The organism is Escherichia fergusonii ATCC 35469 (assembly GCF_000026225.1).
In the GTDB taxonomy this organism is placed as follows: Bacteria; Pseudomonadota; Gammaproteobacteria; order Enterobacterales; family Enterobacteriaceae; genus Escherichia; species Escherichia fergusonii.
In genome coordinates this window covers 1,027,263-1,041,440 of record NC_011740.1, presented here as the reverse complement: position 1 = coordinate 1,041,440, position 14,178 = coordinate 1,027,263, and the positions used below count along the sequence as shown (strand labels likewise).

Here is a 14,178-nt window from a genome sequence, read left to right as displayed (position 1 = left end):
GCATTTCCCGTCATAATAAGGACATGCCATGATTGATTTACGCAGTGATACCGTTACCCGACCGAGCCGCGCCATGCTCGAAGCAATGATGGCCGCCCCGGTTGGGGACGACGTTTACGGAGACGACCCTACCGTTAATGCTCTGCAGGACTATGCGGCAGAGCTTTCCGGGAAAGAAGCCGCCATTTTTCTGCCTACCGGCACTCAGGCCAACCTGGTCGCTCTGCTCAGTCACTGCGAACGCGGCGAAGAGTATATTGTCGGTCAGGCCGCGCATAACTATCTGTTTGAAGCCGGTGGCGCAGCGGTGCTGGGCAGTATTCAGCCGCAACCCATCGATGCTGACGCCGACGGTACGCTACCGCTGGATAAAGTCGCCATGAAAATCAAACCCGACGATATCCATTTCGCCCGCACCAAATTACTCAGTCTGGAAAACACCCACAATGGAAAAGTGCTGCCGCGGGAATACCTGAAAGAAGCATGGGAATTTACTCGCGAGCGCAATCTGGCACTGCATGTTGACGGTGCGCGCATCTTTAATGCCGTGGTGGCTTACGGCTGCGAACTGAAAGAGATCACGCAATATTGTGATTCGTTCACCATTTGTCTGTCGAAAGGTCTTGGTACGCCAGTCGGTTCATTACTGGTCGGCAATCGTGATTACATTAAACGCGCCATCCGCTGGCGGAAAATGACTGGCGGCGGGATGCGTCAATCCGGCATTCTGGCTGCCGCAGGGATGTATGCGCTGAAAAATAACGTCGCACGCTTGCAGGAAGACCGCGACAACGCAGCCTGGATGGCGGAGCAACTGCGTGAAGCAGGCGCGGATGTGATGCGTCAGGACACCAATATGCTGTTTGTTCGCGTCGGACAAGAAAATGCTGCCGCGTTAGGCGAATACATGAAAGCGAGAAACGTACTGATTAACGCCTCGCCGATTGTCCGCCTGGTAACCCATCTCGATGTCTCGCGTGAACAACTGGCAGAAGTCGCAGCCCACTGGCGCACTTTCCTGGCGCGTTAAGGAGCGAAACGTGCCGCAACGCATTTTAGTTCTCGGTGCCAGTGGCTATATTGGTCAGCATCTGGTGCACGCGCTCAGCCAACAAGGGCATCAGATCCTGGCGGCAGCACGTCACGTCGACAGGCTTGCAAAACTGCAACTGGCAAACGTCAGTTGCCATAAAGTCGATCTCAGCTGGCCGGATAACCTTCCGGCCCTGTTGCAGAATATCGATACCGTCTATTTTCTGGTGCACAGCATGGGCGAAGGCGGCGATTTTATCGCTCAGGAGCGCCAGGTGGCTCTTAACGTCCGCGATGCGCTGCGCGAAGCACCGGTTAAACAATTAATCTTTCTCAGTTCATTGCAGGCCCCGCCTCACGAGCAGTCGGACCATCTGCGCGCCCGTCAGGCTACGGCGGATATTCTTCGTGAAGCGGGTGTTCCGGTGACCGAATTGCGTGCCGGAATTATCGTTGGCGCAGGTTCAGCGGCGTTCGAAGTCATGCGCGATATGGTCTACAACCTGGCGGTGTTAACCCCGCCGCGTTGGGTTCGTTCACGCACCACGCCCATTGCACTGGAAAACCTGCTGCATTATCTGGTGGCGTTACTGGACCATCCAGCCAGGGAACATCGCATTTTCGAAGCCGCCGGACCAGAGGTGCTCAGTTATCAACAACAGTTTGAACATTTTATGGCGGTGAGCGGTAAGCACCGCTGGTTAATCCCCATCCCCTTTCCCACCCGTTGGATCTCGGTGTGGTTTCTTAATGTGATTACCTCCGTACCGTCAACCACCGCCAAAGCGTTGATTCAGGGGCTGAAACATGATCTGCTGGCGGATGACACCGCGCTACGTGCACTCATCCCACAACGGCTGATCGCATTCGATGACGCGGTACGTCGCACCCTGAAAGAAGAAGAAAAACTGGTCAACTCCAGCGACTGGGGATACGACGCTCAGGCCTTTGCCCGCTGGCGACCGGAGTACGGTTATTTCGCCAAACAGGCGGGGTTTACCGTTAAAACTTCTGCCAGCCTTGCGGCTTTATGGCAGGTGGTGAATCAAATCGGCGGTAGAGAGCGTTATTTCTTTGGCAATATTTTGTGGCAGACCCGGGCGCTGATGGACCGCGCGATCGGTCATAAGTTAGCGAAAGGCCGCCCGGAGCGTGAATATTTGCAAACTGGCGATGCGGTAGACAGCTGGAAAGTGATTATCGTCGAACCGGAAAAACAACTTGCGTTGTTATTTGGCATGAAAGCGCCGGGGCTGGGGCGCCTGTGTTTTACCCTGGAGGATAAAGGCGACTACCGCACCATCGATGTTCGCGCGTTCTGGCATCCGCATGGGATGCCAGGGCTGATTTACTGGTTACTGATGATCCCCGCGCATCTGTTTATTTTTCGCGGAATGGCAAAACGAATCGCCAGACTGGCAGAACAAAGCACAGATTAATCGACAAAACCTGCGTTATTCTTTCACGTTTCCCATTGCATCAAGGGGGAAATCACGGAAGAATGCGCACGTCATTTTCTCAACAACAGTGGATTGATATGAAGGTACTGGTTACCGGCGCCACCAGCGGCTTAGGTCGAAACGCGGTAGAGTTTTTGTGCCAGAAAGGCATCAGCGTGCGAGCGACCGGTCGCAACGAGGCAATGGGTAAATTGCTGGAAAAAATGGGCGCAGAGTTTGTTCCAGCGGATCTGACCGAGCTGGTCTCATCACAAGCTAAAGTGATGCTCGCAGGCATTGATACGTTGTGGCACTGCTCCAGCTTTACCTCTCCGTGGGGGACACAACAGGCTTTCGATCTGGCTAACGTTCGCGCCACTCGCCGTCTGGGTGAATGGGCTGTCGCCTGGGGAGTACGTAACTTTATTCATATCTCTTCCCCCTCCCTGTACTTCGATTATCACCACCATCGCGATATTAAAGAAGATTTTCGCCCTCACCGCTTCGCTAACGAGTTTGCCCGCAGCAAAGCGGCCAGCGAAGAAGTGATCAATATGCTTTCGCAGGCGAATCCACAAACACGCTTTACTATTTTACGCCCACAAAGTCTGTTCGGGCCGCACGATAAAGTCTTTATTCCCCGTCTGGCGCATATGATGCACCACTACGGCAGCATTCTGTTACCACACGGCGGCAGTGCGCTGGTCGATATGACGTACTATGAAAATGCCGTGCACGCCATGTGGCTGGCAAGTCAGGAAGCCTGCGATAAGCTGCCTTCCGGGCGAGCATATAACATTACCAACGGCGAGCATCGCACTCTACGCAGCATCGTGCAGAAACTGATCGACGAGTTGAATATTGATTGCCGTATTCGCTCGGTGCCTTACCCGATGCTGGACATGATCGCCCGCAGCATGGAGCGTTTAGGTCGCAAGTCAGCAAAAGAGCCGCCGCTGACCCACTACGGCGTCTCTAAGTTGAATTTTGACTTTACGCTGGATATTACGCGTGCACAGGAAGAATTAGGCTATCAGCCAGTCATCACTCTGGATGAAGGCATTGAGAAAACTGCTGCCTGGCTGCGCGATCACGGGAAACTGCCCCGTTAATCCTGACCGTATTTCTCCAGCAACGCTTCGGCAATCGCCTGAGTTTCTGCATCCGCTTCGCCGTTGTATAACGTCGGGCGGAAATGCATCTGGAACGCCATAATCACGCGCCGCTGCTCGCGCGGTGTCATATCTGGTTTTACGTCATAACCGTAGCGCGCCAACAGTTCCAGCAATGATGCGGTATCTACTGGCGTGTGTGGCGCACGCCCGGCAAGGTAAAAATTTACCCGCTGCGCATCCGGCCAGGCACCAATCCCCTGCTGCGCCAGTTGCTGCCAGGGAAATAACGGCCCCGGATCATCTTTGCGCTGCGGCGCAATATCCGCATGCGCCACCACGTTTTCCGGCTTGATGTGATAACGGGTAATAATATCTTTCGCCAGGGGGATGAGCGCCTGTATCTGTGCCGGTTCAAACGGAGCAAAATATTTCATCCCCGACGATTTTTGCCAGCCTCGGTTTTCCAGCTCAATGCCAATAGAGGTGTCGTTAAGGCGTGTTGCCCCGCGCCAGGCGCTAATCCCCGCATGCCAGGCCAGTTCCTGTTCCGGCACCAGTTGCCAGATGCGCGGTTTACCGTTGTATCGCGGTGGCACCGCAGGGACAAGATAATGCGAACTGACCTGCTTATCGGTCAGTGTCGCCAGCGAACTATCAAAATCATCTGCGGTGTAGTGGATCACCAGCACTTTAATGCGCGGATACGCCGCCTGCGCCTGGCGTCGGGTATCAAGCTGATATCCCTCTTTCTCGACAATGCCTTTTTCGCCTGCACACCCTGCCAGTAACAGAGCGGCGGCGACCAGCCAGAAGACTCTTCTCATCGACGTGTTTTCACCGCCGTACCGCTGACGCTAACCATCAGCATACTGCCGTTTTGCCCGACCGTTTCGTAGTCGATATCAATACCGACTACGGCATCAGCCCCCAACGCCCGCGCCTGATCGCCAAGTTCCTCAAAGGCAATCTCCCGCGCTTTACGCAATTCTTTTTCATAAGCCCCGGAGCGTCCGCCAACGATATCGCGGATACCGGCAAAGAAATCACGGAAAATATTGGCACCTAAAATCGCTTCGCCTGTCACCACACCGCAATATTCAACGATGGTCTGGCCTTCCAGAGTTGGAGTTGTGGAAAATTGCATGATCGATCCCCTTGTTTGCTAAGCCTTCGATCTCAAAAGCATTATCAGACTGATACGCTATTATTGAAAGGATATCATTATTATCGTAGAACGCTTTCAGAGCGATCGCTTATAAGGAAATGATTATGCGCTACAGCAAATTGACAATGCTTATCCCCTGCGCACTGCTCCTCAGTGCCTGCACCACAGTCACTCCAGCTTATAAAGATAACGGCACACGCACCGGTTCCTGTGTCCAGGGCGGCCCTGACAGTGTGGCCCAGCAGTTTTATGACTACCGCATTTCACACCGCAGTAACGACATTACCGCTCTGCGCCCATATTTAAGTGACAAACTGGCAACTTTGCTGAGTAATGCCAGCCGCGATAACAGCCATCGTGAATTGTTAAGCAGCGATCCGTTCTCCAGTCGAACCACTTTGCCAGACAGCGCCCGTGTTGCCAGTGCTTCAACAATCCCGAATCGTGATGCGCGAAATATTCCTCTGCGTGTGGATCTAAAACAGGGTGATCAGAGCTGGCAGGATGAAGTGTTAATGATTCAGGAAGGCCAGTGTTGGGTGATCGACGATGTACGCTATTTAGGCGGCAGCGTTCATGCCACGGCGGGTACGCTTCGTCAGTCTATCGAGAATCGCTAACACCTTGATCAACCAATAACCCCCGTAAATTGTCCGGCATTTCGCGAGGAATGCCGACATTTATGCTCGCCGCCCACCGCCCCCGTTATTTTGTGCTATGTTTAGTGAATAATGCGCTTTGCTTTTAACTTTTAAAGCATAAATATTGCATAATTATTCTGTCAAAGGTACTATCTTCGACCTCAATAGCTATCAGACTGCCAGTATACGAGTGTCAATGAGTATTCAATTAAACGGCATTAATTGCTTTTACGGCGCGCATCAGGCGCTGTTCGATATCACGCTGGATTGCCCTCAGGGCGAAACGCTGGTGTTACTAGGCCCCAGCGGCGCGGGGAAAAGCTCGCTGCTGCGTGTACTCAATCTGCTTGAGATGCCGCGCTCCGGTACGCTCAACATTGCAGGCAACCATTTCGATTTCACTAAGACGCCCTCAGACAAAGCGATTCGCGATCTGCGTCGTAACGTCGGCATGGTGTTTCAACAATACAACCTGTGGCCGCACCTCACCGTGCAGCAAAACCTGATTGAAGCGCCCTGCCGTGTACTGGGATTGAGTAAAGATCAGGCGCTGGCCCGTGCAGAAAAATTGCTGGAACGTCTGCGCCTGAAACCTTTCAGTGATCGCTATCCGCTGCATCTTTCTGGTGGTCAGCAACAGCGTGTTGCTATCGCCCGTGCGCTGATGATGGAACCGCAGGTACTGCTGTTTGATGAACCGACCGCCGCGCTGGACCCGGAAATTACGGCACAAATCGTCAGCATCATTCGTGAGCTGGCAGAAACCAATATTACCCAGGTGATCGTCACCCACGAAGTAGAAGTGGCGCGTAAAACCGCCAGCCGTGTGGTGTATATGGAAAATGGTCACATCGTAGAACAAGGCGATGCGAGCTGCTTTACTGAGCCGCAAACCGAAGCATTTAAAAACTATCTCTCTCACTAAGATTCGGGATAACAACAATGAAAAAAGTTCTGATTGCCGCGTTAATTGCAGGTTTTAGTCTTTCCGCCACAGCTGCCGAAACCATTCGTTTTGCCACCGAAGCCTCCTATCCTCCGTTTGAATCGATGGACGCGAATAACCAGATCGTCGGTTTTGACGTCGACCTGGCGCAGGCATTGTGTAAAGAGATTGATGCGACCTGTACTTTCTCTAACCAGGCGTTTGACAGCCTGATCCCAAGCCTGAAATTCCGTCGCGTAGACGCGGTGATGGCTGGTATGGATATCACCCCGGAGCGTGAAAAGCAGGTGCTGTTTACCACGCCGTACTATGACAACTCTGCCCTGTTTGTGGGTCAACAAGGTAAATACACCAGCGTTGATCAGCTGAAAGGCAAAAAAGTCGGCGTTCAGAACGGGACGACGCACCAGAAATTCATTATGGATAAACATCCGGAAATCACCACGGTTCCTTATGATAGCTACCAGAACGCAAAACTCGATCTGCAAAACGGTCGTATCGACGGCGTTTTTGGTGACACCGCAGTGGTAACCGAATGGCTGAAAGATAACCCGAAACTGGCGGCTGTCGGCGACAAAGTAACCGATAAAGATTACTTCGGTACTGGCCTCGGCATCGCGGTACGTCAGGGCAACACTGAACTGCAGCAGAAATTCAACACTGCGCTGGAAAAAGTGAAGAAAGATGGCACTTACGAAACCATCTACAACAAATGGTTCCAGAAGTAATACCTGATGAATGAATTTTTTCCTTTAGCAAGCGCCGCCGGGATGACCGTCGGCCTTGCCGTTTGTGCATTGATTGTCGGACTGGCGCTGGCGATGTTCTTTGCGGTGTGGGAGTCAGCAAAATGGCGTCCTGTCGCGTGGGCAGGTTCAGCACTGGTGACGATTCTGCGCGGTCTGCCAGAAATTCTGGTGGTGCTGTTTATCTATTTTGGCTCCTCGCAGTTACTGCTGACGCTTTCGGATGGCTTCACCATCAATCTTGGGATCGTACAGATCCCGGTGCAGATGGACATTGAGAACTTCGACGTTAGCCCGTTCCTGTGTGGGGTTATCGCCCTGTCGCTACTGTATGCCGCCTATGCCTCGCAAACCCTGCGTGGCGCACTGAAAGCGGTACCGGTGGGCCAGTGGGAATCCGGTCAGGCGCTGGGGCTGTCGAAATCGGCTATCTTTTTCCGCCTGGTGATGCCACAGATGTGGCGTCATGCGTTGCCTGGCCTCGGTAACCAGTGGCTGGTACTGCTAAAAGATACCGCATTGGTCAGTTTGATAAGTGTGAATGACTTAATGCTGCAAACCAAAAGCATCGCCACTCGTACCCAGGAGCCATTTACCTGGTACATTGTGGCGGCGGCGATTTACCTGGTGATTACCCTGTTGAGTCAGTACATTCTCAAACGCATTGACCTGCGCGCGACACGTTTTGAGCGGAGGCCTGGCTGATGCTTGAGTATTTACCCGAACTAATGAAAGGGCTACATACCAGCCTGACGCTAACCGTTGCCTCGCTGATTGTGGCGCTGATTCTGGCGTTAATTTTTACCATCATCCTGACGCTGAAAACGCCGGTACTGGTGTGGCTGGTGCGGGGCTATATCACGCTGTTTACCGGTACGCCGCTGCTGGTGCAGATCTTTCTGATTTACTACGGGCCGGGCCAGTTCCCGACGTTACAGGAATATCCGGCACTGTGGCATCTGTTATCAGAACCGTGGTTATGCGCGCTGATTGCGTTGTCACTGAACAGTGCCGCGTATACCACGCAGCTGTTTTACGGTGCAATTCGTGCGATCCCGGAAGGTCAGTGGCAATCCTGTAGTGCCCTGGGGATGAGCAAAAAAGATACGCTGGCGATCCTGCTGCCGTATGCCTTTAAACGCTCACTCTCTTCTTATTCCAACGAAGTTGTGCTGGTGTTTAAAAGTACCTCTCTGGCTTACACCATTACGCTGATGGAAGTGATGGGTTACAGCCAGTTGTTGTACGGACGCACCTACGATGTCATGGTGTTCGGCGCGGCGGGAATTATTTACCTGGTCGTCAACGGCCTGCTGACACTGATGATGCGTTTGATCGAGCGCAAAGCGCTGGCGTTCGAGCGACGGAATTAATGTTATCTACGTGCTAATGCCGGGTGCAGCGTGCACGCCTTATCCGGCCTACATAGTGCATAGATTAATATAATAAAGACGGACAACCCACTAAGTTGTCCGTCTTTTTTTATTCATTATGAATTATTTAATCATATTTATTGCATATAAATTCACTTGATGGCATTGTTATCTCATGCCGCAGACACGGCCAAAAATCATAAGATTGACAGACGGGAGTTCCATCATGAAAAAGTTAGTTCTTGCCGCTTTACTTGCATCCTGTGCATTCGGCGCTTCTGCCGCAGAGAAAATCAATTTCGGCGTATCCGCGACCTATCCTCCCTTTGAATCTATAGGTGCTAATAATGAGATTGTCGGCTTTGATATCGACCTGGCAAAAGCGTTATGCAAACAGATGCAGGCAGAATGTACTTTTACTAATCACGCTTTCGACAGCCTGATCCCGTCACTGAAATTCAAAAAGTATGACGCCGTTATCTCCGGTATGGATATCACGCCAGAGCGTAGCAAGCAGGTATCGTTTACCACGCCCTACTACGAAAACTCAGCCGTCGTGATTGCCAAAAAAGATACCTACAAAACGTTTGCCGACCTGAAAGGCAAACGCATTGGGATGGAAAACGGCACCACCCACCAGAAATATATTCAGGATCAACACCCGGAAGTGAAAACTGTCTCCTATGACAGTTATCAAAATGCCGTTATCGATCTAAAAAATGGTCGTATTGATGGGGTATTTGGTGACACAGCGGTGGTTAATGAATGGCTGAAAACCAATCCACAACTGGGCGTTGCAACAGAGAAAGTAACCGACCCGCAGTACTTCGGCACCGGTCTGGGCATCGCTGTACGTCCGGATAATAAAGCCCTGCTGGAAAAACTGAATAACGCACTGGCAGCGATTAAAGCAGATGGTACGTATAAAAAAATCAATGACCAGTGGTTCCCGCAGTAAGATTCAGAAAGCCGCAGCCGCGGCTTTTTTATTGCTTCACCAACAGTGTCAGCACTTCATAGTGCGCGGTGTGCGGGAACATATCAAAAAGCTGTACCCGTTCAATACGATAACCTGACAGTTCGCGGATATCTTTGGTCATCGTTTGGGCGTTACAGCTGGAGTAGATGATAAAACGCGGTGCCATCGTTGAAAGATAATCACACAGCGGTTTACCAATGCCGCGGCGCGGCGGGTTAACCAGCACCAGCTCCGGCACCTCTCCCTGTGTGGTGGCAAACTGAGTGGAGTCCAGCGCCTGAAATTGCAAACGCGTTAAGCCCAGTTCAGCAGCTGACTGCTTCGCACAGGCAATGGCCTCTGGCGCAATTTCGATCCCGGTTAACTGCATGTCAGGCGTCGCGCAGTGTAAACCAAAGCCGCCCACGCCACAGAACAGATCCCACATATGTTTAACCGGCAACTGTCGTACCCAGTCGCGCGCAGTAGCGTACAGCTGGCTGGCGACTACCGGATTAGTCTGGAAGAAACTTTGTGGACGGATCCACAGCGGCACATCATTAAAACGCTCCGCCAGTGCCTGTTGTTCGGTCAGGTAGATCTCTGTCTCCCCTTCCATAATCGCCATATGTATCGGCTGAATATTGGCGGTAATGACTTTCAGCTGCGGCAGTTGTTCCTGTAACCACGGCAGCGCCTTACGCAGTTGTGCCAGCTTGGTTTCGGAACGCAGTACAAAGCGCAGCATCATGCCGCCATCACTTTGGCTTTCAGTCAGCAGAATGTATTTCAGTTCGCCACGCTTACGCGCCACGTTGTAGGGTGTTAACCCCGCACGGGCGATAAACGGTTTTAACGCCGCAAAAACGGGCGCAAATGAGGAGGGATAAAGCGGACAATCGCAAAGGTCTTCTGGTGTGCCGTCGCGATGCAGCATACCGAGCAGTGGTTTTTCAACGCTACCACTCACCACCATTTTGGCTTTATTACGAAACCCTTGCTCCGGGCCTGACACCGACTCGCACCATTCCTCAACCGAAAAGTCGGCGAGCAGATTTTTAAGATCGGCGGTTTTAGCGGAGAGTTGCTCTGGAATCAGCTGCGTTATCCACTGACAGGAACGACAGCGACCCGCGTCGTAAAGTGCGCACTGCATACATTGACCTTCACATCATCAGGGCCGACGATTATACACATTATTGCAACTGGAAGAACCGCCGACTGGTTGAGGGAACGAACAGTAGCAACAGGATGAGCATATCCGGCAACTTCTGCAGCATCAGGCTATGGAAGATTTCACGTTTTGATTCACCGGGAATGCTGAACAGCTCCGGATAACCATACCCCAGCGAAGCCGCCCACAAATAACTGGCGGCCGTGATTTGTGTCAACAGATACAGCCAGCGCGCCCAGCGACGCCCTTTCACCAGTGAAAACGCACACCAGATCTCAATGAAAACCAGCACCAGGCTGCTTAAAAAGACCAGTGTTAAACTCCAGGTTTGTACGCTGCGATGAATGAACTCGCCAATACCGCGCACGCCCAGCGTATTGAAAATCATCAGCACGTCGAGGCCACGGATCATAATAATGGCAAGCGCCGCCACCTGTACCAGCGCAGGCACATTCAGGCGAGCATGAGATGAAGATGTTTTCTTAAAAAATCCCAACGTTTCGTCTTCCATGAAAACAATGCCGCGACATGCGCGGCATTATGTAGCCAGGTTGGCAAATTTTAGTGTCTTCAGCCACGTCTTGCACGCTGGATGTCGCGTATCCGCTGTTTTTCTGCGCGCGCCATCAGATACCAGGCGATAAATCCGACAATTCCGACCGCGCCGAGGATCAATGTTGCCAGGGCGTTAATTTCCGGATTCACCCCCATCCGCACGCTGGAGAAGACCAGCATCGGTAACGTGGTGGCTCCCGGCCCGGAAACAAAGCTGGCAATCACCAGATCGTCGAGCGACAGAGTAAAAGCCAGTAACCAGCCAGAAATGATCGCGGGCATGATCATCGGTAGCGTAATGACGAAAAACACTTTCAGCGGCGTCGCACCGAGATCCATCGCCGCTTCTTCAATGGAACGGTCCAGCTCCCGCAGACGCGAAGAAATCACGACTGCCACATAAGCCGTACAGAAAGTGACATGCGCCAGCCAGATGGTGAGCATGCCTCGCTCCGCAGGCCAGCCGATGGCATGTGCAAGTGCGACGAATAACAACAACAGCGACAAGCCCGTGATCACATCCGGCATTACCAATGGCGCAGTGATCATAAAGGCAAAGCCATTTGATCCGCGAAACCGACCAAAGCGTACCAGTACCACTGCCGCAATCGTCCCGAGGATCGCCGCCGCCGTTGCCGCACAGGCAGCTATTGTCAGGCTTAAACCAACCGCACTCATCATCGCGTCATCGCGCAATAATTCGCCATACCAGCGCGTTGACCAGCCGGCCCACACCGTCACCAGCTTCGAGCTGTTGAATGAATAGATCACCAGCATCAGCATTGGCGCGTAGAGAAAAGTGAAGCTCAGCAGCAAAATCACAATCCGCCAGGGCGAACGAACCACCGGTAAATTATTCATCCGTGTTCTCCCACGCTTTTTTGCTGATGCTTGTGGAACCACATTATCGGCACAATTAGCAGCAACAACATGATGATCGCCACTGCCGAGGCCACCGGCCAGTCACGGTTGTTAAAGAACTCCTGCCACAGTACACGCCCGATCATGATGCTATCCGGGCCGCCGAGCAGTTCCGGGATCACAAACTCGCCCACAGCCGGGATAAATACCAACATCGATCCGGCAATAATCCCACCTTTAGTCAGCGGCACAATGACAGTAAAGAACGTTTTCAGCGGTCGCGCGCCGAGATCCATGGCCGCTTCCACCAGCGAATAATCAATACGAATCAACGCGGTGTAAATCGGCAGCACCATAAACGGCACGTAGGCGTAAACAATGCCGATATAAACTGCCAGATTGGTATGCAGAATGGTCAGCGGCTGGTCTATAACCCCCAGCCACAGCAGAAAATTATTCAGCACACCGTTGTTTTTCAATATTCCCATCCAGGCATAAACGCGAATCAGAAACGAGGTCCACGACGGCAGGATCACCAGTAGCAATAGGATATTGCGGGTCGAGGGCTTACTGTGCGCCACCGCCCACGCCAGCGGATAGCCGATCAGTAAACAGCAAATTGTCGAAATCGCCGCTACCTGTAACGACTGGAGATATGCATCGAAATAGAGCGGATCGTCGGTCAGTTGCAGGAAATTACCGAGATTAAGAGTGATGGAAAGTTGCCCGTCAGCCCACTCCATCAGTTCAGTATAAGGTGGAATAGCGCGCGCCATCTCCGCCAGGCTTATTTTAAAGACAATCAGAAATGGCAGCAGAAACAGCAAGATCAACCAGATATACGGCAACGCAATGACCAGTTTGCGCCCATGCTTCATTTGCAGCTGCGACAACCACAGCTTAAATCCGCCCGGCGGTTTCGACTGGGCAGCAGGTTCAAGTGTACTCATCTTTGCTCCTTAAACCGTCAACACCACACAGCTGTCCACTTCCCAGCACAAACGCACTTCGTCGCCCCAGGTCGGTAACCCTTTGCGATAACGATGGGCGTTTTGTAGCTGGGCGCTAATCATCTGCCCACTTTTTAGACGAACGTGATACACCGAAAGATCGCCGAGATAGGCAATGTGCATCACCTCCCCTACCGCGAAGTTACAACCATTGGCGGGCGGCTCCTCGCAGAGCATGATTTTTTCCGGACGCAGCGCCACATGCACCGGCACGTTATCGACCACCGAAGCATCTACATCAACTTTCAGTGGATGCACCAGCCCCGGCGAATAAAGCACCAGACCATCTTCCTGACGCTCTTTGAGTACACCTTCAAAGACGTTTACCGAACCGATAAATTCAGCGCTATAGCGGGTGGTCGGATGCTCGTAGATCTCTTCCGGCTCGCCAATCTGGACAAATTTCCCACGATTCATAATGGCGATACGCCCCGCCATGGTCATCGCCTCTTCCTGATCGTGGGTGACCATCACACAAGTCACACCAACGCGTTCCAGAATATCCACCACTTCAAGCTGCATCCGATCGCGCAGCTTTTTATCCAGCGCCCCCATCGGCTCGTCGAGCAGTAATAGTTTCGGGCGTTTAGCGAGGCTTCGGGCCAGGGCCACACGCTGTCGCTGACCGCCGGAAAGCTGATGCGGTTTGCGTTTGGCGAACTCCTGCATATGCACCAGCCCAAGCATCTCATTGACCCGGCTGGCAATTTCCGCTTTCGGCAATTTGTCCTGTTTCAGGCCAAAAGCGATGTTCTGTTCCACGGTCATATGCGGAAACAGCGCGTAAGACTGAAACATCATATTGATAGGGCGCAGGTAAGGCGGCACCTGTGATAAATCGACGCCATCGAGCATAATCTGCCCGGCAGAAGGTTGTTCGAAACCTGCCAGCATACGCAGCAGCGTGGACTTGCCACAGCCGGATGCGCCCAGCAGCGCGAAGATTTCGCCTTTATAGATGGTCAGGCTGACATCATCGACCGCATGCTGACCATCGTAAGATTTAGTCAGATTACGGATTTCTAATAGCGGCGTCAGCGCCTTACGGGTTTTCGCCTGGGGGCGAGGGATAGCGTCATTCACGGCTGCTCTCCGGCATTGAATGTGTGCAAGCGCACCATGATGGTGCGAATTGCCGGCGGGTGTGGTGCGCCCGTCCGGCA

16 protein-coding genes are annotated in these 14,178 nt (G+C 52.6%); 9 read left to right on the top strand and 7 right to left on the bottom strand.

Annotated elements, in window-relative coordinates:
* The first annotated feature begins 28 nt into the window (after window positions 1-28).
* The 3 genes from ltaE (at window position 29) to EFER_RS05165 (ending at window position 3,583) form a co-directional block, all read left to right on the top strand.
* Window positions 29-1,030, top strand: a complete 1,002-nt coding sequence (gene ltaE / locus EFER_RS05175) for a low-specificity L-threonine aldolase (RefSeq protein WP_000566407.1) — start codon at window positions 29-31, stop codon at window positions 1,028-1,030.
* Between the two features lie 10 nt (window positions 1,031-1,040).
* Window positions 1,041-2,471, top strand: a complete 1,431-nt coding sequence (locus EFER_RS05170; protein WP_001136501.1) for an SDR family oxidoreductase — start codon at window positions 1,041-1,043, stop codon at window positions 2,469-2,471.
* A gap of 98 nt (window positions 2,472-2,569) precedes the next feature.
* A complete protein-coding gene (locus tag EFER_RS05165; RefSeq protein ID WP_015953306.1) occupies window positions 2,570-3,583 on the top strand; it encodes an NAD-dependent epimerase/dehydratase family protein in 1,014 nt (337 codons plus the stop codon).
* Here EFER_RS05165 and amiD read toward each other — a convergent pair.
* Complete coding sequence (gene amiD, locus EFER_RS05160; protein ID WP_001255172.1) at window positions 3,580-4,410, bottom strand: N-acetylmuramoyl-L-alanine amidase AmiD; 831 nt, start codon at window positions 4,408-4,410, stop codon at window positions 3,580-3,582. The two genes, EFER_RS05165 and amiD, sit on opposite strands and share 4 nt — an antisense overlap.
* Entirely contained in the window at window positions 4,407-4,730 is a 324-nt protein-coding gene (locus EFER_RS05155; protein ID WP_001160731.1) for a heavy metal-binding domain-containing protein, read from the bottom strand. The genes amiD and EFER_RS05155 overlap by 4 nt, the downstream gene beginning before the upstream one ends.
* Window positions 4,731-4,855: 125 nt before the next feature.
* Here EFER_RS05155 and EFER_RS05150 point away from each other — a divergent pair, with 125 nt between their 5' ends.
* From EFER_RS05150 to artJ, 6 genes are all read left to right on the top strand, one after another.
* Window positions 4,856-5,371: a lipoprotein gene (locus EFER_RS05150; RefSeq protein WP_001270745.1), complete on the top strand. Its 516-nt coding sequence runs from the start codon at window positions 4,856-4,858 to the stop codon at window positions 5,369-5,371.
* Window positions 5,372-5,588: 217 nt separating this feature from the next.
* On the top strand, window positions 5,589-6,317 hold the full coding sequence (gene artP / locus EFER_RS05145) for an arginine ABC transporter ATP-binding protein ArtP (RefSeq protein ID WP_000027199.1): 729 nt from the start codon (window positions 5,589-5,591) through the stop codon (window positions 6,315-6,317).
* A 17-nt stretch (window positions 6,318-6,334) separates the two neighbouring features.
* Complete coding sequence (artI, locus tag EFER_RS05140; protein WP_000756580.1) at window positions 6,335-7,066, top strand: arginine ABC transporter substrate-binding protein ArtI; 732 nt, start codon at window positions 6,335-6,337, stop codon at window positions 7,064-7,066.
* Between the two features lie 6 nt (window positions 7,067-7,072).
* Window positions 7,073-7,789: an arginine ABC transporter permease ArtQ gene (artQ, locus tag EFER_RS05135; protein ID WP_001001698.1), complete on the top strand. Its 717-nt coding sequence runs from the start codon at window positions 7,073-7,075 to the stop codon at window positions 7,787-7,789.
* Complete coding sequence (gene artM / locus EFER_RS05130) at window positions 7,789-8,457, top strand: arginine ABC transporter permease ArtM (protein ID WP_000895401.1); 669 nt, start codon at window positions 7,789-7,791, stop codon at window positions 8,455-8,457. Before artQ ends, artM begins: the two co-directional genes overlap by 1 nt.
* Window positions 8,458-8,683: 226 nt before the next feature.
* Window positions 8,684-9,415, top strand: a complete 732-nt coding sequence (gene artJ / locus EFER_RS05125) for an arginine ABC transporter substrate-binding protein ArtJ (RefSeq protein WP_015953305.1) — start codon at window positions 8,684-8,686, stop codon at window positions 9,413-9,415.
* A gap of 28 nt (window positions 9,416-9,443) precedes the next feature.
* Here artJ and rlmC read toward each other — a convergent pair whose 3' ends face one another.
* From rlmC to potG, 5 genes are read right to left on the bottom strand one after another with little or no spacing between them, the layout of a single operon-like run.
* A complete protein-coding gene (gene rlmC / locus EFER_RS05120) occupies window positions 9,444-10,571 on the bottom strand; it encodes a 23S rRNA (uracil(747)-C(5))-methyltransferase RlmC (RefSeq protein ID WP_001149692.1) in 1,128 nt (375 codons plus the stop codon).
* 40 nt (window positions 10,572-10,611) lie between these two features.
* On the bottom strand, window positions 10,612-11,100 hold the full coding sequence (locus EFER_RS05115; RefSeq protein WP_000389258.1) for a YbjO family protein: 489 nt from the start codon (window positions 11,098-11,100) through the stop codon (window positions 10,612-10,614).
* Window positions 11,101-11,159: 59 nt separating this feature from the next.
* Window positions 11,160-12,005, bottom strand: a complete 846-nt coding sequence (gene potI, locus EFER_RS05110; RefSeq protein ID WP_001061678.1) for a putrescine ABC transporter permease PotI — start codon at window positions 12,003-12,005, stop codon at window positions 11,160-11,162.
* Entirely contained in the window at window positions 12,002-12,955 is a 954-nt protein-coding gene (gene potH / locus EFER_RS05105; RefSeq protein ID WP_000105437.1) for a putrescine ABC transporter permease PotH, read from the bottom strand. Before potH ends, potI begins: the two co-directional genes overlap by 4 nt.
* Before the next feature lie 9 nt (window positions 12,956-12,964).
* A complete protein-coding gene (potG, locus tag EFER_RS05100) occupies window positions 12,965-14,098 on the bottom strand; it encodes a putrescine ABC transporter ATP-binding subunit PotG (RefSeq protein WP_000996012.1) in 1,134 nt (377 codons plus the stop codon).
* Between the last annotated feature and the right edge of the window lie 80 nt (window positions 14,099-14,178).